This is a genomic window from Microcoleus sp. CZ3-B2 (assembly GCF_036705055.1).
In the GTDB taxonomy this organism is placed as follows: Bacteria; Cyanobacteriota; Cyanobacteriia; order Cyanobacteriales; family Microcoleaceae; genus Microcoleus.
The window spans coordinates 1-24,588 of the sequence record NZ_JAUBTN010000015.1 but is presented as its reverse complement, the minus strand read 5'-3'; the positions used below and the strand labels follow the sequence as shown (position 1 = coordinate 24,588).

Annotated in this window: 17 protein-coding genes and 1 tRNA gene; 9 read left to right on the top strand and 9 right to left on the bottom strand. The window is 46.5% G+C overall.

Annotated features, from left to right (window positions below):
- Positions 1 to 28 precede the first annotated feature (28 nt).
- Both QUA97_RS09280 and QUA97_RS09275 read right to left on the bottom strand, forming a co-directional pair.
- A complete protein-coding gene (locus QUA97_RS09280) occupies positions 29 to 1,096 on the bottom strand; it encodes an ABC transporter permease (protein WP_194065758.1) in 1,068 nt (355 codons plus the stop codon).
- A 367-nt stretch (positions 1,097 to 1,463) separates the two neighbouring features.
- Positions 1,464 to 2,597, bottom strand: coding sequence for an AI-2E family transporter (locus tag QUA97_RS09275; RefSeq protein ID WP_194065759.1), 1,134 nt, complete (start codon positions 2,595 to 2,597; stop codon positions 1,464 to 1,466).
- Positions 2,598 to 2,975: 378 nt separating this feature from the next.
- Here QUA97_RS09275 and QUA97_RS09270 point away from each other — a divergent pair, with 378 nt between their 5' ends.
- Positions 2,976 to 4,769, top strand: coding sequence for an efflux RND transporter periplasmic adaptor subunit (locus QUA97_RS09270; RefSeq protein ID WP_194065761.1), 1,794 nt, complete (start codon positions 2,976 to 2,978; stop codon positions 4,767 to 4,769).
- Between the two features lie 605 nt (positions 4,770 to 5,374).
- Positions 5,375 to 8,485, top strand: a complete 3,111-nt coding sequence (locus tag QUA97_RS09265) for an efflux RND transporter permease subunit (protein ID WP_333194451.1) — start codon at positions 5,375 to 5,377, stop codon at positions 8,483 to 8,485.
- 383 nt (positions 8,486 to 8,868) lie between these two features.
- Here the strand turns inward: QUA97_RS09265 and QUA97_RS09260 are convergent, their stop codons facing one another.
- The gene (locus tag QUA97_RS09260) at positions 8,869 to 9,000 is read right to left on the bottom strand and encodes a hypothetical protein (protein ID WP_255515782.1); all 132 of its coding nucleotides are present in this window, start codon (positions 8,998 to 9,000) and stop codon (positions 8,869 to 8,871) included.
- Between the two features lie 66 nt (positions 9,001 to 9,066).
- On the opposite strand from QUA97_RS09260, the gene QUA97_RS09255 reads away from it, so the two are divergent.
- The 7 genes from QUA97_RS09255 to dpdE all read left to right on the top strand — a co-directional run bounded on the left by QUA97_RS09255 (position 9,067) and on the right by dpdE (position 19,664).
- Entirely contained in the window at positions 9,067 to 9,315 is a 249-nt protein-coding gene (locus QUA97_RS09255; RefSeq protein WP_194065763.1) for a DUF4160 domain-containing protein, read from the top strand.
- Between the two features lie 16 nt (positions 9,316 to 9,331).
- Positions 9,332 to 9,628, top strand: coding sequence for a DUF2442 domain-containing protein (locus tag QUA97_RS09250; protein WP_194065764.1), 297 nt, complete (start codon positions 9,332 to 9,334; stop codon positions 9,626 to 9,628).
- 715 nt (positions 9,629 to 10,343) lie between these two features.
- Positions 10,344 to 13,691, top strand: a complete 3,348-nt coding sequence (locus tag QUA97_RS09245; RefSeq protein WP_333194450.1) for a beta strand repeat-containing protein — start codon at positions 10,344 to 10,346, stop codon at positions 13,689 to 13,691.
- Between the two features lie 269 nt (positions 13,692 to 13,960).
- Positions 13,961 to 14,032: transfer RNA gene (locus tag QUA97_RS09240), tRNA-Gly, on the top strand.
- A 54-nt stretch (positions 14,033 to 14,086) separates the two neighbouring features.
- On the top strand, positions 14,087 to 15,031 hold the full coding sequence (trhO, locus tag QUA97_RS09235) for an oxygen-dependent tRNA uridine(34) hydroxylase TrhO (RefSeq protein WP_333194448.1): 945 nt from the start codon (positions 14,087 to 14,089) through the stop codon (positions 15,029 to 15,031).
- A 502-nt stretch (positions 15,032 to 15,533) separates the two neighbouring features.
- Positions 15,534 to 16,190 (top strand): glutathione S-transferase, encoded by a 657-nt coding sequence (locus QUA97_RS09230; RefSeq protein WP_333194446.1) that lies wholly within the window; start codon positions 15,534 to 15,536, stop codon positions 16,188 to 16,190.
- A 138-nt stretch (positions 16,191 to 16,328) separates the two neighbouring features.
- On the top strand, positions 16,329 to 19,664 hold the full coding sequence (dpdE, locus tag QUA97_RS09225) for a protein DpdE (RefSeq protein WP_333194444.1): 3,336 nt from the start codon (positions 16,329 to 16,331) through the stop codon (positions 19,662 to 19,664).
- Between the two features lie 135 nt (positions 19,665 to 19,799).
- Here the strand turns inward: dpdE and QUA97_RS09220 are convergent, their stop codons facing one another.
- From QUA97_RS09220 to QUA97_RS09195, 6 genes are all read right to left on the bottom strand, one after another.
- On the bottom strand, positions 19,800 to 20,042 hold the full coding sequence (locus tag QUA97_RS09220; RefSeq protein WP_333086889.1) for a type II toxin-antitoxin system RelE family toxin: 243 nt from the start codon (positions 20,040 to 20,042) through the stop codon (positions 19,800 to 19,802).
- Between the two features lie 119 nt (positions 20,043 to 20,161).
- Positions 20,162 to 20,365, bottom strand: coding sequence for a hypothetical protein (locus tag QUA97_RS09215; protein ID WP_333086890.1), 204 nt, complete (start codon positions 20,363 to 20,365; stop codon positions 20,162 to 20,164).
- 194 nt (positions 20,366 to 20,559) lie between these two features.
- Positions 20,560 to 21,753, bottom strand: coding sequence for a pentapeptide repeat-containing protein (locus QUA97_RS09210; protein ID WP_194065771.1), 1,194 nt, complete (start codon positions 21,751 to 21,753; stop codon positions 20,560 to 20,562).
- Between the two features lie 128 nt (positions 21,754 to 21,881).
- Positions 21,882 to 22,520 carry a Uma2 family endonuclease gene (locus QUA97_RS09205; protein WP_194065772.1) on the bottom strand — a complete coding sequence of 213 codons (639 nt, stop codon included), beginning with the start codon at positions 22,518 to 22,520 and terminating at the stop codon, positions 21,882 to 21,884.
- A gap of 81 nt (positions 22,521 to 22,601) precedes the next feature.
- Positions 22,602 to 23,177 carry a Uma2 family endonuclease gene (locus tag QUA97_RS09200; RefSeq protein WP_194065773.1) on the bottom strand — a complete coding sequence of 192 codons (576 nt, stop codon included), beginning with the start codon at positions 23,175 to 23,177 and terminating at the stop codon, positions 22,602 to 22,604.
- Between the two features lie 39 nt (positions 23,178 to 23,216).
- The gene (locus QUA97_RS09195; RefSeq protein ID WP_194065774.1) at positions 23,217 to 24,383 is read right to left on the bottom strand and encodes a pentapeptide repeat-containing protein; all 1,167 of its coding nucleotides are present in this window, start codon (positions 24,381 to 24,383) and stop codon (positions 23,217 to 23,219) included.
- Between the last annotated feature and the right edge of the window lie 205 nt (positions 24,384 to 24,588).

The window sequence follows — 24,588 nt, the reverse complement described above, 5'->3', positions numbered from 1 at the left end:
TTCTTAATTACCCATTACCCATTACCCATTACCTTTGAATGCTTCTCGGATCGAGAGCATCCCGCAACCCATCCCCCAATAAATTGAACGCCAAAACTGTCAAAATAATCAGTGTCGCCGGAGGCCAAACTAACCAAGGCTGCAACACTAAAATTGAGGCATTTGTAGACAGAGATAGCAAATTTCCCCAAGAAGGATCGGGTTGTTGAATTCCCAAACCAATTAAACTCAAAACCGACTCCGCCACAATAAAACCCGGAACCGACAAAGTAGCAGAAATAATAACATAGGTTGCAGTTTGTGGCAAAACGTGGCGGACAATAATATAAATTGGATTCGCACCCATAGCCCGCGCCGCCTGTACGAATTCTCGCTGTTTTATTGACAGTACCTGACCGCGAATTACCCGTGCTAAACTCGCCCAACTGATAAATGAAGTAATCAGCACAATCAATATAAATCGCTGAGCACTTGTTAATCCGGGAGGGAGGACTGCTGCTAGGGCTACTAATAAATAAAGTCCGGGAATCGTCATCAATACTTCGGCGAATCGCATTAAAATACTGTCAATCCAACTGCCGAAATAACCGGATATTCCTCCGATTAACAATCCCAAGGGGAAAGAAATTGCTATACCAACTAAACCGATGCTGAGGCTAATTCGGCTACCGTGTACTAGGCGGCTGAATTGATCGCGAGCTTGTTCATCTGTGCCTAAAATATTGATTTTGGCTTGGCCGGTAGTTCCAAACAAGTGGATATTTAAAGGTAAAATCCCTAAAAACTTATAGGGAGAACCTTTGACAAACAAACCGACAGCAGAGGGTTTTTGCCAGTCTACAATTAGCTCGCGAGCGCCCGTATTCACGTCTACTGGGCCCTGAGTGGTCGGATAAACGTGAGGCCCGATAAATCGCCCGTCTTTGGTGCTTAAATGAATCTGAGTCGGCGGCAACAATGAACCGTTTAATTGAGAGTCGTAGGGGTCGTAGGGGGCCACAAATTCGGCAAAAAATGCGACTGTATAAAAAAACAACAATACCACTGCTCCCAGTCGAGCCAGAGGATTTTGCCTAAGATTTTGCCACCATTTCATAAGTTTTAGGTTTGAGATTTTAAGTTGGTTCGTAGTGAGGACTTTAGTCCTTTTAAAAGGTTCGTAGTCAGGATTTTAGGGCTTATTGAAAAGTTCGTAGTCAGGACTTTAGTGCTTCTTAAGAAACGAAGATTTTATAACTTAAACATCTGCCCAAATCCTATGTTTTCAGAAGCAGGGAGGTAAAGAGAAAGAGATGCAGAGCCTCCGAATCTGCATTACCAGGTAGAGCCTGGTAACGAGCAAGTTTTGCTTAAAAGGTTCGATCGTTCGGAATGCAAGTCCTTCTTAAATAAATCAGTAGCAAGGGCTGAATTCGTGACTGATAAAAACTTTACGGACAGAATTTTTTACTGCGAACCTTAGACTATTTTTCTTCATCTGGAACCAAAATTAGTTGAGTTTCACGATCCGTTGTTTGACTCAATTCCTCGCCGTTAAAAGGGTTGTAGAAAAACGAGCCTGTTTGCGGAGGCAATTTGGGATTGAGTAAGATTTCTACTATACTTTTGACAACGCCAGTTAGGGGAATGGCCAGGATAACTCCTAACAATCCTCCTACTCTACCTCCTAAGAGTAAAGCTGTGAAAATAATTACTGGGCTCAATCCGGTGAGATTCCCCATGATTCGGGGGGCGACTAAATTGTCTTTGATTTGCTGGAGACCGATCGCCACTGCCAACACTTGCAGCGCCAGCCACCAATCGATAAATGCTACAATTATAGTAACCGCTCCAATTCCAAGCGTCGCTCCGATAAACGGAATTATTTCCATCAATCCGATAAACACGGCAAACAACAGAAAAAACGGAACTTGCAGCCACGAAAAAGCGAGAGTTAGTCCGATCGCCATAAATAGTCCCAGCAGCAACTGTCCCGATACAAATCGTTGGAGGTTTCGCTGCAAAGTTTCGGTTAACACATAGCGAATATCTGGGGAAAAAATACTGGTCAAACCCTGCCACACTCTTTTACCGTCTAAGAGCATATAAAATGAAATTACCAGGATAAAGATTAAGTCGATAAACCAGTTAAAAGTACCTACGACTAAACCTAAACTTGTACTTGCGATCGCCTGTACTTGCTCCTGTACTTTCGCCGATAACTGCTGCTCCAATATTTGCACGTCGAAGGGCAAATTGCGATCGGCACTCCATGTTTGAAATTCACCTAACTGCTGCCGCGCCGACTCCAGCAAGTCCGGGAACCTTACCCCTAACTGACTCGCTTGGGTGAACACAGGCGGTACAATAGTTAAACCAATTACTAATACTAGCAAACCCGCAACTAAATAAACGAGCGCAGCAGCTACTCCCCGCGGCAAAAATACTTGAAGTCTTGCTACTGCATAATTTAATAAGAATGCAATCAGTCCGGCTGTCACTAAAATGCTGACCAGTTCCCCAACATAACTGATCGCAGTTAGGGTAAACCATCCCGTTACTAGCACTAGCAACCAAGTAATTAGCAACTGTTGGACGGGAGAAAAAACACTGTTCATTATGATTTTTGTCAATTAAACTGGTACAACTTTTTAGCCGATGTGCCTGATTTTAGCAATAATTCGTTCAAAATTAGGCTTAATTCTGTGAGGATCAGTTGGTGACGAGAAAATTGTTTTGCTACAGACAGGGCTGGCCCGATCGCCCGCAGGCTCCAAATCACGCTAATAATACTCGGCGAGGAACCCTGGGCGAATTAAATGTCGATCGCAACTCTCCGGCGATCGGCCAGCCGTCAAGTGAAATCGCCTCACACTCACCCAAAAGGAGGACGCGACATTACTAGCGCCCTCGGCTAAAATAAACTAAATATAAAAATTGCAATCTTTCTTTACAATTGAAAAAATCAAGGGCTCAAACCGGCGGGAGGAACTAAAGTGACCAATCAAGTTTTTTCAGAAGCGGAAGAAAAGCAACCGCTTCTCCCCGTGCAAAGCGGGCGCGACAAAAATTCAATAGCCGATGGGCCTGAAAGTGGAGTTTCAGACCGATCTAGCTGGCACTTTTCTGGTGAGGAAGATGAACGAGAAAGATCCCTAGAAGTTCCAGAAGATGGGGAACAATCAGAACTTGAGGAACCAGAAGAGCCGGAAATTGGGCCCAGCAAAAAAATCAGGTGGCCGACGGTGTTGGCGGGCGCGGGGATTGGCGTAGCTGCAACTCTGCTAGCGGTACACTTGACTGCTGGCCAGAAGAGCGCGAAACCGGCCGCTACAGCCCCAGCGGCTGCTCAACAGACGGCGGCCCAAACGGTGACAGTCGCGCCTGTGAAATCGGCCGATGTGGCTAAAACTCTCGAAGCGACGGGGACTGTGGCCCCCTACGATTTGCTGCCGGTATTGCCGCAAGCCAACGGCTTGCAAATCCAACAGGTTTTGGTGAAGGAAGGGGATGCGGTAGAAAAAAATCAGGTAATGGCGATTTTGGATGATTCGGTGGTGCGATCGCAAATTGCCGCAGCGGTGGCTAAAGGACAATCGGCCGATTCTACAGTAGACCAAGCGCAAGCTCAGGTGCAGCAAGCTCAATCAAGCCAAAAAGAAGCCCAAGCCGGTGTCGAACAGGCTCAAGCTGGCGTGGAAAAAGCCGTTGCTGACTTAGCGCAAGTTAAAACCGGTGTCGGCCAAGCCCAAGCAGGTGTCGAACAAGCTAAAGCTGGCGTGAATCAAGCTAAAGCGGGAATTGCTTCGGCCGAGGCTAAATTAACTCAAGCTCAAAGAGATGTAGAGCGTTTTTCCAATTTGGCGGCGCAGGGAGTAATCAGCCAACAAGATTTGGAACAGCGCAAAACCCAGCAAGAAACTGCTCTTCAAGATGTGAACAAAGCTAAGGCTGATTTGAATAAAGCTTTGGAAGAACAGAACAAAGCAGCGGAAGAAGTGCGATCGGCTAAAGCTAAAGTAGCTAATGGCGAAGCTAATATCAGTACGGCGCAAGCGGCCCTCAGCAGTGCCCGCGCTAAGGTGAATACGGCGGCCGCAACTGTCAGCAGCGCTAGAGCAAATGTGGGGAACAACGCAGCAAGTGTCCGCAGCAATGATGCCCAAATCCAACAGTTAGAAACTCAACTTTCACAAACGATCGTCCGAGCACCGGACAGCGGTATTGTTGCTGAAAGAATTGGTCGTGTTGGGGATGTTTCTTCGGGGAGTCAAAAACTATTTTCGATTATTCGCGGAAACAAGCTAGAACTGCAATTGAAAGTGCCGGAAACTCAGATTTCGCAAGTGCAGCCGGGAACAGCCGTGCAGATTACTTCAGATTCTGACAAGCGGATTAAGTTGTCGGGAATTGTGCGAGAGATTTCGCCGTTAGTTGACCCGCAAAATCGCCAAGCTACGGTGAAAATTGATTTGCCGCCAAGCGATTTTTTGCGATCGGGAATGTTTTTGCGCGCTTCGATTTCGACGGCGACGGAGCAAGGTTTGAAAGTTCCTGCTAAGGCTATTTTACCGCAGTCTGACGGCAGTTCTATTGTTTACAAACTTGTGGGCGAGGACAAGGTGCAGGCTCAGAAAGTGGTAGTTGGGGAGATTACTGGAGGGGCGGTTGGCGATTTGACGAAAGCTCAGGTTGAGATTAAAAAAGGGTTGAAAGCGGGCGATCGCGTGGTTATTGCTGGGGCTGGTTATCTGAAGGATGGCGATCGGGTAAAAGTTGTTAGTCAGTAGTCAGTTGTCAGTAGTCAGTTGTCAGTAGTCATTAGTCAGTAGTCATTAGTCATTAGTCATTAGTGCGATCGCGAACGTTATTAGTGAGTGGTTGTAGGGTGCATCAAGGCTAAATGTTTTCTCAGAGATTGCTGATTAACTTTATCCCTGACGCACCCTACGATTAGTTAATTAGTTTCTTCTTTCTTCCTTATTCCTTATTCCTTCTTTTCACCCGCTCAGCTTCGCCGAAGGGAATTATTCCTTCTTCCTGATGACGTTGGACAGAAAGCTCGGGGGAAGGGACAGCACTAATAACCAATAACCAACAACTAATAACCAATAACTAATAACTAATAACCAATAACCAACAACCAATAACCAACAACCAACAACTAACATTAAATAACCAACATTAAACACCTAATAACCAATAACTAATAACCAATAACTAATAACCAATAACTAATAACCAATAACTAATAACCAATAACCAACAACCAACAACCAATAACCAACAACCAACAACCAACAACCAACAACCAACAACCAACAACCAATAACCAATAACTAACAACTACTGACTACTGACTACTGACTTCTTCCCTTCTTCCCTTCTTCCCATTATGTCTTTCAATATTTCGGCTTGGTCGATCAAACAGCCAGTCCCCACGATTGTTCTATTCTTAATTCTGACAATCGGGGGTTTGGTATCATTTCCCGTTTTAGGCATTGATGATTCACCTAATATCGATATCCCTTCTGTTTCGATATCTGTCAGCCAACCGGGGGCAGATCCAGCAGAACTTGAATCTCAAGTTACGAAAAAAGTAGAAGATGCTGTGGCGGGCTTGGGGAATATTGACCACATTATTTCTACTGTTAATGATGGTTCTTCTAATACGACAGTTAACTTTTTGTTGGGTACAAATAGCGATCGCGCTACGAATGATGTCCGAAATGCGATCGCCCAAATTCGCCAAAACTTGCCGCAAGATATTAATGATCCCGTTGTCAAGCGGGTGGAATTTGCGGGTAGTTCCATTATGTCCTACGCCGTGGTTTCCGATCGCCAAACCGTAGAACAGTTAAGCGAATTAATCGACCAAAACATCAGCCGCGTCCTCCTATCCGTTAAAGGTGTCGCTCAAGTGCAGCGAATCGGAGGCAGAGACAAGGATGTTCGAGTTGATTTGAACCCGGAATTACTGCAAAGTCTCGGCATTACAGCTACCCAAGTTAACGACCAAATTCGCAATTTCAATATCAATCTTCCCGGTGGTAGAACTGAAATCGGCAATTCCGAGCAAACAGTCCGCACCCTCGGCAGTGCCAAAACTATCGAACAGTTGAAAGCTTATCAAATTACTTTGCCCAAAGGCGGTTTTGTGCCGCTTTCTAGTTTGGGAAAAGTTGACGAAGGCTATGCAGAAGCGCGTCAGGGCGCGCGGCTAAACAACAAACCCGTGGTGGCTTTTTCTATCCTCCGCAGCACCGGCAGCACTCTCGTGACTGTGGAAGAAGCAGTGCGGGAAGCTGTCAAGACAATGGAAACAACTTTGCCGCCGGATGTGAAGCTGGAACTTATTTATACCTTAGCAGATCACATCCGAGATTCTTATCAAGCTTCTGTGGATGCTTTAATTTTGGGGGCGGCTTTAGCGATTATTACTATTTTTATTTTTCTGCGGGATTGGCGGGCAACTTTGATTGCTGCTGTGGCTTTGCCGCTGTCGGTAATTCCTACTTTTGCTGTGCTGAGGATGGTGGGATATACGCTTAACAGCATGACTTTGTTGGCGCTGTCGCTGGTGGTTGGCATATTAGTTGATGATGCGATCGTCGAAATTGAAAATATCGAACGGCACGTCGGGATGGGGAAAACGGCTTATCAAGCTGCTTTGGATGCTTCGGCTGAAATTGGTTTAGCTGTCGTTGCTACGACGATGACAATTGTTTCGGTATTTGCACCGGTGGCTTTTATGCCGGGAATTCCGGGTCAGTTTTTTCGGCCTTTTGGGGTGACGGTTTCGGCATCGGTGTTATTTTCGCTGTTAGTAGCTAGAACCGTGACTCCGATGATGGCGGCTTATTTGTTTAAGGAGAAAGGGCATCATGAGGAACTCAAAAAAGACCAACTTTCTTATCAGTACCGCCGGCTTTTGACTTGGGCGCTGAAGCATCGGGCGATCGTCCTAATTTTAGGAATTGCTTTGTTTTTCGGCAGCGTTCAATTAATACCTTTCATTCCGACAGGGTTTATCGATCGCGATGATACCGGACTTTCTACTGTCTCGATCGAATTACCCCCCGGTTCCACCTTGCAGCAGACAGATTTAGCAGTGCAGGAAGCAACTAAATTATTGCTCGCCCACCCAGCCGTAGATAGCGTTTTGGAGACTGAAGGCGCTCCGACTGTCTCCGGGGGCGCGGGTGGCGGCGGAGGGGGCGCGGGTGGCGTAAATTCAGCCAGTCTGTACGTGAAATTAAAGCCGGCAGATCAACGGATCGGACAACAGAAGTTTGAGGAGGAAATGCGGCCGAAACTGCGGGATGTTCCGGGCGTGCGGCTGAGTTTTGCTCAAGGACGTGTGGGCGGTAGGAAGCAAATGTCGATCGTCCTCAAGAGCGAAAATGCGGAAGCTTTAACCAAAACTGCGGCATCTCTGACGCAACAAATGAAGCAAGTTCCAGGGCTGATTGAGGTAGAATCGAGCGCGAGTTTAGTGAAGCCGGAGATTTTGGTAAAACCCGATCCAATTAGGGCGGCGGATCAGGGTGTATCGGTGCAACAAATTGCTCGCACTGCATCTCTGGCAACAATTGGAGATGTTGATTCAAATCTGGCTAAATTTGATTTAGCTGACAGACAAATTCCAATTCATGTGATGTTAGCGCCGCAGTTTCGCAGCGATATCGAAACAATTAAGAACCTGCAAGTACCGGGAAAAAATAATACTTTGGTGCCGTTGAGGGCGGTGGCGGATATTGCTTTGGGTAGCGGGCCTTCTCAGATCGATCGCTACGACAGAGCCCGTCAAGTATCTGTAGAGGGCAATTTGTTGCAGGGTACGACTTTAGGAGAAGCTTCGGCGGCGGTAAAGAAACTGCCTGCAATGAATCCTTTACCTCCCGGTGTGGAACAGGAATCTTCGGGTGATGCCAAGGTGATGCAGGATATTTTCAGCGGTTTTGCGGGGGCTCTGGGAACGGCGGTATTGTTTATTTATGGTGTGTTGGTGTTGCTGTTTGCAAATTTCCTGCATCCGATCACAATTATGGCGGCCTTACCTTTGTCTCTCGGTGGCGCGCTGCTGGGACTTTTGGTGGGACAAAAATCCCTCGGTTTGTACGCTTTGATTGGGGTGGTGTTGCTGATGGGAATTGTGACGAAGAATTCGATTTTGTTAGTGGATTACGCGATTATGAATCAGAAGGAAGGCGAACCGACGTATGAGGCGACGCTGGATTCTGGAATAGCGCGGTTGCGGCCGATTTTGATGACAACTATTGCGATGATTGCTGGGATGGTACCGATTGCGCTGGGAATTGGCGCTGGTTCTCAGGTTCGCAGCCCGATGGCGATGGCGGTAATTGGCGGTTTGATGACTTCCACGCTGTTGACTTTGGTGGTGATTCCGGTGGTGTTTACTTATATGGATGGTGTGCAAATCTGGATTTTTAATTTGGTGCGGGGGAAGAAAAAACGTCAAGGGCGATCGAAGTTCTCTGGCTAGGGAAATGGTACAGCCTAGAAGCTGTGAATTTAAGCCTTAAATCCCTGAGAAATTTCGCTTTTAGCAGTAGCCAAATTCCCCTAAATTCCCCGGATAGTCGGGGGACTTTGACAAGACTCTTTTCCCGCTTTCTTAAGTCGGGTTAGGGGGTATCGAGAGGCTCATGTTAAGGGACAAAAGACTGGTTTTGCTCGTTGTGTTCGTTACCAGGTTCTGCCTGGTAATGCAGAGTCGGAGGCTCTATGTTCTAAAGCCGATCGAGCCTCAGCAATTTGTTCGTTACCAGGAAGAGTCTCCTTTGATCTGACAAGTTAAAAGAGAGAGGACTTTAGGAGGTGTTTAAGTTATGAAGTTTTCGATCCTTAAAACCTACTCCCTATCATTTAACCAGATTGTGGAGCCAGAGAATCAATATGATCTGTGGCAAAATTGAGAAAGTATTCTGTCGGCGATATCAGTTGTTTGGCGTCGGTTTCTGTGATATTGCGATCGACATTCGCTAGAAATTCCTTCAATCTCAAATCTCATTGGGCCCTGAACTTGGTTACAATAATCCTTATCTAGTCGTTTAGAGAAGCTTTATGCCAGAAGTTGCACGATTTTACGGAATCATCATCAAAATTTTCTTTGGGGATCACGCACCTCCTCATTTTCACGCAGTTTACGGTGAGTACAATGCTTTGATAGCCATTGAGTCTTTAGAGATTATTGAAGGAGATTTACCGAATCGGGCCCAAAAGCTGGTATTAGAATGGGCTGCGCTGTACCAAAAAGAACTGCTGGATATGTGGAACAGCCAAGAATTTAGTAAACTTCCACCGTTAAAATAACTGTGATTTTTTTTTTATGAAACCTGAGCGCATTGTTTCGGCTAAAGCTATTGATGATAGCACCTTGATTGTTAAATTTACCAATTCAGAAATCAGAAAATATGACATTTCTAAATTATTAGATAATCCAATGTTTTCGGACTTACGCAATCCTGGGTTTTTCAGAAACTTTAGAATTGAACCTGGTGGTTATGGGCTGGTTTGGAATGAGGACATCGATCTCAGTGAATATGAACTTTGGCAGAATGGAATTAGTTTGACGGATGAGGAAATTGAGCAATATATTGAATCTATACATAGTGTTGCTCACTGAGAAACAATGCCTGATGTTGGGCGATCGAATTTTCGATCGCGCACATCTCGATATCAGGAATGAAAATTTAATAACTTAAGCGATTGCTCGTTACCAGGAAGAGCCTGGTAATGCAGATAGGCGAGGCTGTGCTTCCTTTGATATCGTAACTTACAGGAGAGAGGACTTTAGGAGGTGTTTAAGTTATGAAGTTTTCGATCCTTAAAACCTACTCCCTATCATTTAACCAGATTGTGAAGGCAGAGAATCAATATTATCTGTGGCAAAATTGAGAAAGTATTCTGTCGGCGATATCAGTTGTTTGGTGTCGGTTTCTGTGAGATTGCGATCGACATTACAGTCACAATTCTACTATACCAAAAAGCCGTGAAGCGAAGTTATCCCGTAGGGAATCGCCCTGCGTATGGCCACAATAACCTACAATATCCTCCCGGTATGGAAAAAGCACTGCGGTGTCCGACTGCGGTGTCGCGAGCGGCATTTCGTTGTTTAATTCAGTTAATCGATCGGTGCGTAGATACAGATTTTGGCGATCGCTCAAATATGAAGGTAGTAACTATAACATCTTTTGGCGCAAATAAAATAAAAAAAATCTCGCAAAAAAAACTTTGACAATTTGCATAATTTTTGAGGAAAACCCCTGATAGATAAGTAAGGTGTGGCGCTTAATCTCAAAATTAGCCCCCACCTGTTTATCGTAAGCAGGAAAAAAACATTGGCAGTATTAACTGGTACATCCTCAAACGACAACCTGACAGGCACCCCAGATGATGACAACATCACAGGCTTAGAAGGCAACGACACCATCGCGGGCTTAGACGGCAATGATACTTTGTCTGGCGGTGGAGGAGACGACAACCTCAGTGGAGGTGCGGGCAATGACTCCCTCCTTGGTGGCAGTGGCACTGGTAGCAGTGGCACTGACACCATCGATGGCGGTGCGGGCAATGACTTTCTAGATGCAAGCGGTAGCCTGGCCGGCGGCGATGGAGACGACACCCTGTTCGACTCTGGGTTTAGCACGGTCGATGGCGGTGCGGGCAATGACTATCTCAGTGGTGGTTTTAATAGCACCTTAGAAGGCGGTGCGGGCGATGATACGCTCGCTGGATTTATCAGTGGGAGTGTGCTGCGAGGCGGTGCAGGTAACGATCGCTATTTGTTGCGGGCGAACGGGCAGAGTCAACTTCAAATTCAGGATACTGGCGGGAGCAATCGCCTAGACTTTACTGATTTTGACAGCGAGATCAACACCAGCACTGCGCTGTCGCTGTCGCTGTCATCGGGCACTTTGGGATTGAGCCGCCAAGGCACGAGTTTAGCCATCGACACCAACAAAGACGGCATCATCAGGGCTACCGATGACGTTGTGATTTTAGACTTTTTCGGCGCATCCCCAACTGTCGCGGGTGCTGGCTTCATTGAAACTGTGGGCAACCTCACTGGTGCCGATATTCTGGCTGCTAATCTCACTGAGGCTACGGCGGCACCCGGAACTAATGCGCTCACCGGAACACCAAACGATGACAACCTGACAGGCACCTCAGCCGATGACAACATCTCAGGCTTAGCAGGCAACGACACCATCGCGGGCTTAGAAGGCAACGATACTTTGCTAGGCGGTGATGGAAATGACAGCCTCAGTGGAGGTGGCGGAAATGATTCCCTGATTGGTGGCTTCAGTGGCACTGACACCCTTGATGGCGGTGCGGGCAATGACTTTCTGAATGGTGGCGGTAGCCTGGCCGGCGGCGATGGAGACGACACCCTGTTCGACTCTGGGTTTAGCACGGTCGATGGCGGTGCGGGCAATGACTATCTCAGTGGTGGTTTTAATAGCACCTTAGAAGGCGGTGCGGGCGATGATACGCTCGCTGGATTTATCAGTGGGAGTGTGCTGCGAGGCGGTGCAGGTAACGATCGCTATTTGTTGCGGGCGAACGGGCAGAGTCAACTTCAAATTCAGGATACTGGCGGGAGCAATCGCCTAGACTTTACTGATTTTGACAGCGAGATCAACACCAGCACTGCGCTGTCGCTGTCGCTTTCATCGGGCACTTTGGGATTGAGCCGCCAAGGCACGAGTTTAGCCATCGACACCAACAAAGACGGCATCATCAGGGCTACCGATGACGTTGTGATTTTAGACTTTTTCGGCGCATCGCCGACTGTCGCGGGTGCTGGCTTCATTGAAACTGTGGGTAATTTATCGGGTGCCGATATCCTGGCTGCTAATTTAACGGAGGCTACGGCGGCACCCGGAACTAATGCGCTCACCGGAACACCAAACGATGACAACCTGACAGGCACTTCAGCCGATGACAACATCTCAGGCTTAGCAGGCAACGACACCATCGCGGGCTTAGAAGGCAACGATACTTTGCTAGGCGGTGATGGAAATGACAGCCTCAGTGGAGGTGCGGGCAATGATTCCCTGATTGGTGGCTTCAATGGCACTGACACCCTCGATGGCGGTGCGGGCAATGATTTTCTGGATGCAATCGGTAGCCTGGCCGGCGGCGAGGGAGACGACACCCTTTTCAGCTCTGGGCCTAGCACCTTGGATGGCGGTGCGGGCAATGACTATCTCAGTGGTGGTTTTAATAGCACCTTAGAAGGCGGTGCGGGCGATGATACGCTCGCTGGATTTATCAGTGGGAGTGTGCTGCGAGGCGGTGCAGGTAACGATCGCTATTTGTTGCGGGCGAACGGGCAGAGTCAACTTCAAATTCAGGATACTGGCGGGAGCAATCGCTTAGACTTTGTGAATTTTAACGACGAGATCAGTACCAGCACTACGCTGTCGCTGTCGCCGTCATCGGGAAGTACAGGCTTGGGCCGACAAGGTACTAGCTTGCTGATCGACATCAACCAAGACGGAATCGCTGACCCTGCTAAGGACGTTGTGATTTTAGACTTCTTCGGTGCATCGCCGACTGTCCAAGGTGCTGGCTTCATCGAAACTGTGGGTAATTTATCGGGTGCCGATATCCTGGCCGCGACAACCCCAACACCAGCGACGACGCCCACACCAGCGACAACCCCAACTCCAGCGACAACGCCCACACCAGCGACAACGCCCACACCAGCGACAACCCCAACTCCAGGGACAACGCCTATTCCTATTCCTATAAGACCAACACCGGCAGCCACACCAACACCGGGCACAAACACACCCACACCGGGCACAAACACACCCACACCAACACCTCCACCTTTCACGCCCGCGACTGCACTGTCGATCGCACAGCCGATCGCACCCACATTCACCAACAGGCCCGCACCAAGCGAATTGCCACAGGTTTTGGGCACCAGCGGCAACGACGCGATCGGTGGCAGCGAAGCCAACAATATCTTGTATGGCAACGCTGGAAATGACACCGTAGGAGGCAATGGCGGCGACGACATCGTATTTGGCGGCAAAGGCGATGACGGCTTATTCGGCGATGCTGGCAACGACCTCTTGTTTGGCAACCTCGGCAACGACACCCTTGTCGGTGGCGACGGTGCAGATACCGCATTGGGCGGCAAATCTGACGATTTGATATTTGGCGGCGCTGGTAACGATGTCCTCGGCGGCGAACTCGGCAACAATACTTTACTCGGCGGCGAGGGTAGCGATACTCTGTACGGCGGTGAAAATAATGATGTCTTGTTTGGCGGTAGCGGCAACGATTTCCTCTACAGCACAAAAGGTAACGACATCTTGGTTGGTGTTGACTATACCGGTGCTAATCCCGGACGCGGCGAAGTCGATACGCTGATTGGCGCTGAAGGTAGCGATACTTTCTTGCTGGGAAATGCCACAGAGTTCTACTACAGCGACGGCATCGATAGCAGCACTGGCGCTGGCGACTACGCTTTGATTGTCGGCTACAACCCCAGTAACGATATCATCCAACTTCAAGGCGCTCCCAGCACCTACAGGATCGGCGCTTCTCCGGCTGGATTGCCCGAGGGTGCTGCTATTTTCAAGAAGACTGGGGGTGCGGATGAGTTAATCGCGATCGTCCAACCTGTTTCTGGCTTTGGCCTTGACAGCAGTTCTTTGCGCTTTGTTTAACGGTTGAGGGCGATCGATCGGGCGATCGATTGTCCAATAGCCCCGGCGGTTGAAACCGCGTTTATACAATGTCCGCTGGCGCGGGTTCAAAACTAGAAGTATAAGTCCTGCCCTTGGTGCAGGACTTTTTTTGTTTGGATGGGCGATCGGGCACCGAAACTTAATTCTCAAAATAGTTGACTCAGAATCGCAAAATTGTTGTATAATGTTTCTCTAGTCATTTTTGACCGCAATAACTCAAAAGTAAAAGCAGGTACAATAGACTAAGCGCGGGCGTAATTCAGTGGTAGAATGTCAGCTTCCCATGCTGGACGTCGTGGGTTCGAGCCCCACCGCCCGCTTTAACTGAATTTTCATAGTTCTATGAAAATTAATTAGTGCGATCGATTCAATTTATGGCTAAATTCTTAACCGCTGCATTATATAAGTTCGTTGAACTGTCGGATTTTGCCGACCTCAAAGCACCGCTACTCGATTGTTGCAACAACCACAACGTCAAAGGCACTATCTTGTTGGCTGCAGAAGGCATCAACGGGACGATCGCCGGTTCGTCAGAAGGCGTGCGCGCAGTCCTCGCATTCTTGCGCTGTGACGCGCGTTTTGCTGATTTGGTTCACAAAGAATCTTTTTCCGAAAAAGCCCCGTTTTACCGCCTAAAAATCCGCTTAAAACGCGAAATCGTCACGATGGGAATACCTGATATTAATCCATCTCTCATGGCTGGCAAATATGTCAAACCCGATGAGTGGAATCAGCTACTTGACGATCCTGATGTTGTGGTGGTTGATGTACGCAACGACTTCGAGGTATCTATGGGTACTTTTGCAGGCGCTATTAATCCCCAAACAAAAAGCTTTTCCGACTTGCCCGAATGGGCGCTCAAAGAAGCTGCTTTGCGCGAAAAACCCAAGGTAGCAATGTTTTGCACAGGCGGTATTCGCTGCGAAAAATCTACTGCTTTTTTGCGTTCTCAAGGTTTTAATGAAGTCTATCATCTCGAAGGCGGAATTTTAAAATATTTGGAAACGGTGCCTGCAGCAGAAAGTCGTTGGGAAGGTGAATGTTTTGTCTTTGATGAACGGGTTTCTGTTGTTCATGAGTTAAAGCCTGGTAACTACGAACTTTGTCGCGGTTGTCGTCACCCGATTAGTCAGGAAGATAAAGCTTCTGAATTATTTGTAGTTGGTGTAAGTTGTCCTCATTGTCATGACTCGAAAACTGAAACCAAAAAACAAGGCTTATCTGAACGGCAGCGTCAGATTGAGCTTGCTAAAAGCCGCAATCAAACACATATTGGCGCGCGCTATGATGTTAAGGAAAAAGTTGATAATGGGATATAGATTTTCTAGCGAAAGATGAGGTACTATCCGGGATAGGGCATAGGGCATGGGGCATGGGGCATAGGGCATAGGGCATACCTCACCACGCGATTGAACCGCTATAGATTAATTAGTATTAACACTAAGCTGAAAGAAACCGGGTTTCTCTGAAAACTCTGGTTGGGCGGCGTAAAATCTCGAAAGAAACCCGGTTTCTGACTCAATTAGTATTAGCGCGTTTATGAAAGAAACCGGGTTTCTCTGAAAACTCTGGTTGGGCGGTAAAATATAGCAAGAAACCCGATTTATGACTCTAAAGCCTTCATTCTTCCTGAAGACTAATGACTAATGACTAATGACTAATGACTAATGACTACTGACTAATGACTAATGACTAATGACTAATGACTAATGACTAATGACTAATGACTAATGACTACTGACTACTGACTACTGACTACTGACTACTGACTAATGACTACTGACTACTGACTACTGACTACTGACTAATGACTACTGACTAATGACTACTGACTACCCAATTTTGTATTCTTTCCGCCGCTGTCCCTATGCTATGCGCGCGCGCTTGGCGCTGATGGTTAGCAATCGGGTGTGCGAGTTGCGGGAAGTTGTTTTGCGAGACAAGCCACAAGAAATGTTAGATGTATCGCCCAAGGGTACTGTACCGATATTGATTGATGTTGACGGGCGGGTACTGGATGAAAGTATTGATATCATGTTGTGGGCATTAGAACAACACGATCCTGAAAAATGGTTGATTCCAGAACAAGGTACTGTTGCAGAAATGCTAGCATTAATTGCTGAATTTGATAGTGGTTTTAAATATCATCTCGACCGTTATAAATACCCGGAACGTTATGCTGATGTTGAGGCTAAAGTACATCGAGATGAAGCTGCTGTATATCTGGAAAAACTCAATGCAAAGTTAAACGCAACTGAATATTTGTATGGTAATAATGTAGCATTGGCCGATCGCGCGATCGCACCTTTTGTTCGTCAATTCGCTCATACCGATAAAAATTGGTTCAACGAACAGCCTTGGTATCAGCTAGAAGCTTGGTTAGCCGCCTTTACAGACTCGGAAATCTACGCTAGTATTATGCACAAATACCCGAAATGGGAATCTGGCAATGCCGGCGTTGTTTTTGGGCGATCGTAATTACCTATCAACCGTTTGTAGTGAGGACTTTAGTCCGCATCCAAGAGAGGACTAAAGTCCTGACTGCGAACCTAAACTAATGTTATTTTTGTCGCTCAGGCGTTAGTGTATTCTAGTGAGTATTGTCAGGCTGAAATTATGATTGATGTTGGTTCGTTAGTTCGATCGCCCAAAAACGATTTGGGAATCGGAAAAGTTGTCGAGGTATCGTCTACCGATGCCGTAATTGAATATTTTTGCTCAGTAAAAAACCGCTTCCGCAAAACTATAGCGTTGGGTTTGCTACAAGAAGCTAGACTTCAGCGACAAACCCGCTGCTACCTCTGGAGTAACACTCAGGAAAGGTGGATAATCGGGCGAATTTATGATTGGGATGAAGATAAATTAGAATACGAAATTGACCTCCCCGACAGCCAAAGTTTGCAAGCTGTCGAAACCGAACTTTACGTCCGCTGCAATATCCCGATCGCCGATCCGATCGATATTTTAGCAGTCAAAGGCCAAGAAACACCGTATTTTCACGATCGCCGATTGGCATTTGTGCAATCTGCGATCGAACAGCGCGCCGTCAGCCGCGGCATGACCGGATTAATTTCTGCTAACATAGAGCTCTATCCGCACCAAGTTGAAGTCGTCCGGCGCGTCCTAGAAGACCCGATCGTGCGCTATTTGTTAGCAGACGAAGCAGGACTCGGGAAAACCGTAGAAGCCGGGACAATTCTCCGCCAATTCCTACTCGACGATCCCAACGGACGCGCTGTAGTGCTGGTTCCCAAATATTTGCTCGAACAGTGGCGACAAGAGTTAGAAAATAAATTCTATTTGTCTCATTTTGCTGACCGAGTGCAGCTTGTTGCTATTAGCGAAATCAATCAAATTAGCCGCAACGCCAACCTGGATTTTCTGATTGTGGATGAAGCGCAGGAACTGGCCGCAATGGCTAATTCGGGCGATCGCAATCAGCAACAATCCTTTGAACTATGTCAGCAACTCGCTCAAAAAAGCCATAACTTATTGTTATTATCTGCAACGCCAGTTATCGGTCACGAGCAAGATTTTCTCACGATGCTGCACTTGCTAGACCCGACTACTTACCGTCTAGATGACCTAGAGAGTTTCAAAGAAAGAGTGGAGAACCGTCAGGAAATCGGTCGCGCCTTGCTAGATTTCCGAGAAACAGCCAAGCCTGCTGTTTTGCAAACAAAAATAGCTCAACTCCGCACTCTGTTTGCGAAAGATGATTATTTGCTGGGATTGGTAAACGAGTTAGAAACTTGTTTGAAAACCGCAGAAACAGCCGAACAATCTCGCCTTGTCCGAACTATTCGCACTCACGTTAGCAATACCTACCGCCTCCACCGCCGCATCCTTCGCAACCGCCGGGATGCGGTGGAAGATGTGATTTTCGATCGAGATGCTGTCCCCAAAACTGAGTACGATCTGAATGATGAACAGTGGTCGGAAATTCAAACCGTACTCGATAAATGGCGCACAGTCGCTCCCAAGTCGAGCGAATATCAGAGAATTTTTCTGCTGTTTTTCCGCGCTTCTGGTACTTGGCTGAGTGTTTTAGAACGGGTTGTCAAAGCTCGTTTGCAGAAAAAATCGACTCCAGAACTCGATCGCGACTTCGGACAAAATGACACGGCAATTTTGACCAAAACAGCGCTGTTTCCCGAAGAAAGGGAAATGCTGGAAACCTTGCTCAATACCCTGGAAAAGCCCCAGGAAGGACTCGATCGACTCAGTTTGTTACGAATCGCCATTCTCCGATTTCTGGCAGTTGCTTTGAAGGTTCCGCGCGAGTATCACAACAATTCTCGCGATTTGCTATCGAGAATTCAACAGCAAATTAAACGGCCAATTCCGGGCGAGCGTTTCCCGAAGATTGTAATTTTTACCAGTTTTACGGCAACTTGTCAAGAGATTGCGGAAAACTTAGGTAAAATATTTGGTAAAAAGGCGATCGCCAGCCACGATAGCGGCAAGTCTGCGGATGATGTTGAGGCTAGTCTGCATCGGTTTAAGACTGAGCCGCATTGTTTTATCTTAGTCTGCGATCGATCGGCAGAAACAGGCGTAAACCTGCAAATAACCGATTGGTTAATTCACTTCGATTTACCGTGGTTTCCCAACCAGCTAGAACAAAGACTCGGCAGAGTCGATCGCATTGGCAGCAAAATGGGAGTACAATTTTGTTTGTTTGCAGGCCCGGATCTGCCAGAAAGTCCCCACGAAGCTTGGTTTCAAGTCTTAAAAGACGGCTTCGATATCTTCAACAAATCGATCGCCAGCCTTCAGTTTTATGCCAAACAAAAACAGCTAGAACTTGAAGCAAAGTTGTTTGCTGAGGGAGCAAAGGGCTTGTCAAGCGAAATTGAATCAATCAAAAATCAAATCGCCCAAGAGAAAACAAAAATCGACGAACAGTACGTTCTCGATGAAATTGACACTCTAGAAGACAGCGCATCTCAGTATTTTGAATCCCTCGAAAACTGCGACGACCGCCATAAAGAAATGCAGCGGGCGACGGAAGGTTGGCTTTGTCAAGCTCTCCACTTCAAACAAATCGAACATCCGACAGTATCAGGGTTGATGCGCTATCAACCCACTCAAAAAACCTTGATTCCTTCAAATGATTTGAGAACTCGATTGATTCCTTATTGTCAGCAGTACGGTAGTTACAATCGCCGCATTGCTCATCAAAATAACGATGTCGTTCTTTACCGCATCGGAGAAGGATTGATCGATGCGCTTGGCTCTTACATTCGCTGGGACGATCGGGGTCAAGCTTTTGCGATGTGGCGGCACGATCAAAGTTGGGATGCTGCGGAAGGGATGGAGTGGTTCGGCTTCCAATTTAATTATTCTATCCAGACTGATGTGGAACCTGCGGCTCTAGTTTTGCAAGCACAAAGCATCGACAATTACAACTTGAAAGCTTTGCAGCGGCGCGCTGATGCTCTGTTTATCCCAACTTTTGAAACTGTGTTTGTAGACGCTCGCAGCGAGCAGATGTCTCTGGTGGAAGATGCGGAAGTTCTGCAGATTTTGCAGCGGGGTTATAAAGGCAAAGGCGGCCCGGATCGGGATTATAATTTGTCTAAAAATCGTACTTCGCTGATTGACAGTTTTGTCGATCCGTTGGAATGGGATGATTTTTGTCAAAAAAGCCGGGTGGTATCCGAGGAATTGCTGCGAGGGCGCGAGGCTTTTGTGAAAATGTGCAATAATTCTGCTGTCAGTGCTGCAATCCAACTCAAAAACCGGGTGAATCAATTGCAATTGCGATTGAATCGACTTTCTAAATCGGAACAACTTTTAGAATCGGTTTTGGGTGATGAAATCAGTACCGAAAGTGCGTTGAGTGAAGCGGTTTTAGCGGGAATTCGCCGCCCGCAGATGACCCTTGAGTCGGTGGGATTTATTGTAATTTCTGGGCGCGCGCCTGTTAAGGAGAAGGAAGAAGGATAGCTTGTTTGGGTGGAGTGCGATCGCTCTTTTTGACCTGATTCGGAAGCACGGGTATCTTGCCCGTGCTAGGATGGACGGATAGGGATAAAAGGGCGATCGATCTTTATTGAATCAAATTGTTTCTTGAAAACAGCTTTAGGGTGGAAAGTAGCGATAAATATCTTTCTGGTGAAGAACTCTTACAAAAGTAACTGTTTCGCCATCAAAATAAAAACCTATTCGATAGTCGCCAACCCGAAACCGATCCGCATTATCATCGCCTTTCAATTTTTTTAAGTTAACTATTGTCTGTAAATCATTAACATTGGCAATTTCCACAAAAGCAAATTCCTTGATTTGCACAAAAGCAGGCGTACTTTTAAGAGCTTTTAAAATCAAATCCTCTCTTTATCGGAATAATAAATTCGAGTCAACAGTCAACAGTCAACAGTCAACATCATTCCGGTGTTACCGGAAATGATATAAATCCTTCAAAAAACTGGGCAGATATTCTACTTTCATTCTGTTTCCAGTTCTGCAAGTGCTTCCCCTAAATTTAACGGCTTTTCATTTTTTACTTCCCGCATAGCTAACAGAAGTCCTCTATCTTCGATAGCTTCTAATAAATACTTATAGTCGGTATAATCTAGAATGACTTGACTAATGTTGCCTTCAGCATCTAATATCAATTTTTGGGCAAGTGGATAATCTTCTATCTTCATATACTTTTATGTGGAGATGAGTTGATAGGAAATGATGGTTCTATTTTAACTGGGATTTTTTTTACAAGGTTTGATGATGGTCGATTCCCTACGGGATAGCTACGCTTCACGGGATTTTTTTGAAGCCATCGCACAGGCGGGATGCCCGTGCCACGAGGGATGCGGATGGATGAAAGGCTTCTCGCACTTAGGAACTAAACATCCTCAAAAATCGCTCCCCCCTGCTGTAAATTCAACTTCACATCCTCCGCAAGTCCTGAGTTATTCCCAAACCTTGCTGACTCGACATTCGTACCGCTGAAATTAGTATTTGTTAAGTTCACTTCGAGCAAATTGGCGCGGCTCAAATCGGCACCGCTGAGGTTTGCTAAAGCCAGACTGGCGCGGTACAAATCGGCGCGGCTCAAATCGGCATTTCCTAAGAAAGCGCCGCTCAAATCTGCACCGCCGAATTTGGCATTTTGCAGGTTGGCATCGCTGAAATCGGCATCGCTGAGGTTTGCACCTCGGAAGTTTGTTCCCTGGAGCTTTGCACTGCTAAAATCAACTGTATTCAAAGTAGTTCCGCGCAAGTTAGCGCCCGCGAAATCTCGTGCTGGATTGAGATTGGCGATTTTTGCCAACTCTGTAAAATTGTCGGTTTCAGCAGAGATGATGCGATCGACCATTTCTTGCAATTTAGCTTCAGCTTCCGGGAAAATTTCCACCTCGGGCTGTTCTACCGCAGGCAAATTGTAGGACAATAGCGCCCAACTCAGAGCAGGTTGGAGTTTATTTGCTTGCAAATATATAGTCAAGATTCTTTCTAAAACCGAATGTTGATTTGGCGTAATATCGTGGGGCCACAAACCCTCCGCATCTGTGATATAAATATCTTCTTTGGCCACTTCAAAAGTCGCAGCAATTCGCAATGGTTGGGCTGTCAATTCTGCTATTCTAACACTTTTTAGCAAACCTTTTAATACAGAATCAGCGCGCTCCAATGCAAAAATCCAAGTAGGCGTTGTATCGTCGCCTAGGGTGGAAACGTGACACAAAGTGCCAGGATTTTCTTTGGTTTTTTCCGCAGTTTCGCTTTCTAGAACTACCGCGGGACTTTCCGTAAATAAAACTTGCGTGCTGCTTTGAATTGGCGACAGCATGAAATCACCGACTAACTGACGCGATGCTACGGGAATTTCGCAGTTTTCCAGATTGAGCTTGAGGGTTCCGCTTTGCAAGCCAAATTTGACGCGACCGCCTAGCAGGGGTTCCCAATGTTCGTTAAAATTGAGGCTCAAGTGAATGTGGAGCTGCTCGGTTTGGGCTGCAAGGGAGCGCACGGGAATTGCTTCTAATTGCATCCACAAACAATCTGGATATTTGTTGTGAGACTCTAGCGATCGCATATCGGGAAAAGTGCTGGCTCTGCCAGATTGTAATTGATATTTAAATTAGTTTATCATCTCTAATCGATCGCAACACAGATTTTTCTCGCGGGTTTAAATTGTAAATTTTGTTTGATTCGATCGGCAAGTCATTGGTTTGCCTGAATTTGGCTTTTTACCCAAGTCCGAAATGCTTTAATTAATTCCAAATAATCCATTGTTTCTGCTTGTTCCAAAAATCTCACTATCTCTAATATCGGCAAGCTGGGAAATGCTAAACTGATCTCGCAATCAACGTATTCTCCATTTTCAAATCTGTTGATTCTGAGCCGCGTTCCATTATAAATCCAAACTTCCGGCACTCCCAAATCCGCATAAACCTGCAAGCTATTTTCCGAACGGCTGGTAATATCAATTTCCACCACTAAATCCGGTGGCGGATCTCGATCCATGTCGATTCTTTTTTTGCCTTTAATTGCACTCAGATTTTGGATGTAAAAACATTTATCCGGTTCTGCACCGCTAAGTTCAGGACGCTTAAATGTGGTAGAACCAAGAGGTTCAATTTTTACATCTAATTCTTCAGCTAAGATCTCCACAAATCGACCCAATACTTCTTTGAAACGTTCGTGCTCTGGGGATGGTACCATAATTTCAAGATTGCCGCGATTGTATGTCAGTCGAATTTGCCGATCGCCAATTTCGGCAAGCAAATTTTCGTAGGTTTGCCAACTGATACCCGATAGCTGGACAATTTGTTGGGGCGGGGCGAGAGTTTGAGCGGTCATAGTGCTACTTTGGTGAAGAGTTCGCAGGCGCAAGCTAAGGAAGCAGCCATCGCACTTTTGCATTATATCATCGCAGGAAGCCTAGCCGGGAAATACCGCAGATAAATCCAGAGACAACTCTGGAAAACCGGGAATTACCACAAACTCATTCGGTAAAACCACTCGTTTGACTCGATAATCGAAACTACCTGTTTGTTTCTGATAAGGTTCGCTGTAGGTTTCCAGTTGAATATCTACCAAATTAAATATCCAATAATCAGAAATTCCCGATTCAGCGTAGAGAGATAGCTTAGTTCTGCGATCGTACTTCAAAGTCGAATCAGAAACCTCAACCACCAACAAAATATCAGCACTTTTTGGGTGAGAAGATAAATAATTATCAGAACAATTTCGAGCAATCACCATATCAGGTTCCGGTTCGCTATCATCAGACAAGATAATCGGTTCTTGACCGCGCACGCAGGCACTTTTTGCCATCATCAGGCACAACTCTCCCAGAAATAGCGAGTTACAAGCCGAGTGAAACGTAGTTTTTTTAGCTTTTTTAATAATTTCTCCGCGAATCAATTCAAATCGGTTATCAGACTCAAAAAAACCCAGTTCTGCCAAACGGTGATATTCGGCGATGGAGAATCGTTTTGCAGTTACGGCATTCATAGCTTTTAATTACCCTCTACAATTACCAACATTCCCATTTTACTCGAAAATTCCGCCCCTGGTTCTCAACTCAACTTTCACGGCTTCCGAAAGCCCCAAACAACCAGAAAACCTCGTGTTTTTTACTACCGCATTTTTTAATTCAGCGCGGCTCAAATCCGCACCTTTTAAATCAGCACCGCTCAAATCTACGCCGCTCAAATCAGAATTTTTTAAATTAGCATCAGTTAAATTTGCATTTACTAAAATCGCATTCGGTAAATAAGCGCTGCTCAAATTAGCGCCGACTAAATTTGCACCGCTCAAATTCGCCCTAGGTAGCTTTGTCCGCAAATCTGCACGGCTTAAATTCGCGCTGCTGAGTTCAGCATCCCGCAAATTAGCATTGCACAAATTAGCATCAATTAAAAGTGCAGCGCTCAGCAATGCACCGCTGAGATCCGCTAAGGTTAAATCTGCGCCTTGGAGGTTGGTTTCGCGCAAATCCGCGCCGTTCAAATCAGCGTAGTGGAAGTCAAAACCGCTTAAATCAGCTCCGGCAAAATCCTCGATGGGATTCAAACCAACTGTTTCTGCAAGTTGTAGAAAACTCTTATTTTTATCGGTTAAAAACAGTGCGCGCACGATCGCCAATTGCTGCTGTCGGTACTCGTCGGCTTTCTCGTAATTTGCTAAATACTTGTAAGCAATCTTCAAATTCTTGAGAGCGCTGCGCTCAACGCGATCGTCGCTGTGGGCGCGCGCGATCGACAACTGCTGCTGATAACATTCGATCGCACCAGGTAAATCGCCATTAGCATCACAAGCCAGCGCCCAATTTTCCAAAGCTTCCAACTCAGATCGAAAGTCGTCCGTTTCCCGCGCGATCGCCAAACGCTGTTTCTGGTAATCAATAGCACCCAAAAAATCTGAGCAAGCACAGCAAGCATTCCCCAAATTTCCCAAAGCATTCGCCTCGCCCCGGCGATCGCCAATTTCCCGCGCCAACACCAAATGCTGCTGGTAACAGTCGATCGCCCGATCGTAATTCAAGAGCGCTTCGTAAGCTACGCCCATATTACCGAGCGCCGCACCCGATCGCCGCTTATCGTCAATTTCCCGATACAGCGCCAGCGCTTCCTGCCAAGAATCCAGCGCCGCCTCAAATTGGCGCGCCTGATACTGCGAAATCCCCTGCTTGATTAACTCGCTAGCTTGTTCGCTCATATAGCAATCCTAAATGATTTTCTGTAGGGACACGGCAGTGCCGTGTCCCTACTCAAATTGATATTAATCTACTTGAAGCGTTCCACAGTTGACAGTTGGCCCGAATTTACTCGTTACCAGGCTCTGCCCATTGGTAACAAGTTAGAAAGGAGTAGATTTTGTCAATACCCCTTTGTGCATAAATATAATTGGGTAATAATGATAA

Coding starts and splice junctions, on each gene's coding strand:
- QUA97_RS09230 (WP_333194446.1), top strand. CDS start 15,534: ATGACTACTGACTACCCAATTTTGTATTCTTTCCGCCGCTGTCCCTAT.
- QUA97_RS09210 (WP_194065771.1), bottom strand. CDS start 21,753: ATGCGATCGCTAGAGTCTCACAACAAATATCCAGATTGTTTGTGGATG.
- QUA97_RS09195 (WP_194065774.1), bottom strand. CDS start 24,383: ATGAGCGAACAAGCTAGCGAGTTAATCAAGCAGGGGATTTCGCAGTAT.
- QUA97_RS09255 (WP_194065763.1), top strand. CDS start 9,067: ATGCCAGAAGTTGCACGATTTTACGGAATCATCATCAAAATTTTCTTT.
- QUA97_RS09200 (WP_194065773.1), bottom strand. CDS start 23,177: ATGAATGCCGTAACTGCAAAACGATTCTCCATCGCCGAATATCACCGT.
- dpdE (WP_333194444.1), top strand. CDS start 16,329: ATGATTGATGTTGGTTCGTTAGTTCGATCGCCCAAAAACGATTTGGGA.
- QUA97_RS09215 (WP_333086890.1), bottom strand. CDS start 20,365: ATGAAGATAGAAGATTATCCACTTGCCCAAAAATTGATATTAGATGCT.
- QUA97_RS09250 (WP_194065764.1), top strand. CDS start 9,332: ATGAAACCTGAGCGCATTGTTTCGGCTAAAGCTATTGATGATAGCACC.
- QUA97_RS09275 (WP_194065759.1), bottom strand. CDS start 2,597: ATGAACAGTGTTTTTTCTCCCGTCCAACAGTTGCTAATTACTTGGTTG.
- trhO (WP_333194448.1), top strand. CDS start 14,087: ATGGCTAAATTCTTAACCGCTGCATTATATAAGTTCGTTGAACTGTCG.
- QUA97_RS09265 (WP_333194451.1), top strand. CDS start 5,375: ATGTCTTTCAATATTTCGGCTTGGTCGATCAAACAGCCAGTCCCCACG.
- QUA97_RS09205 (WP_194065772.1), bottom strand. CDS start 22,520: ATGACCGCTCAAACTCTCGCCCCGCCCCAACAAATTGTCCAGCTATCG.
- QUA97_RS09280 (WP_194065758.1), bottom strand. CDS start 1,096: ATGAAATGGTGGCAAAATCTTAGGCAAAATCCTCTGGCTCGACTGGGA.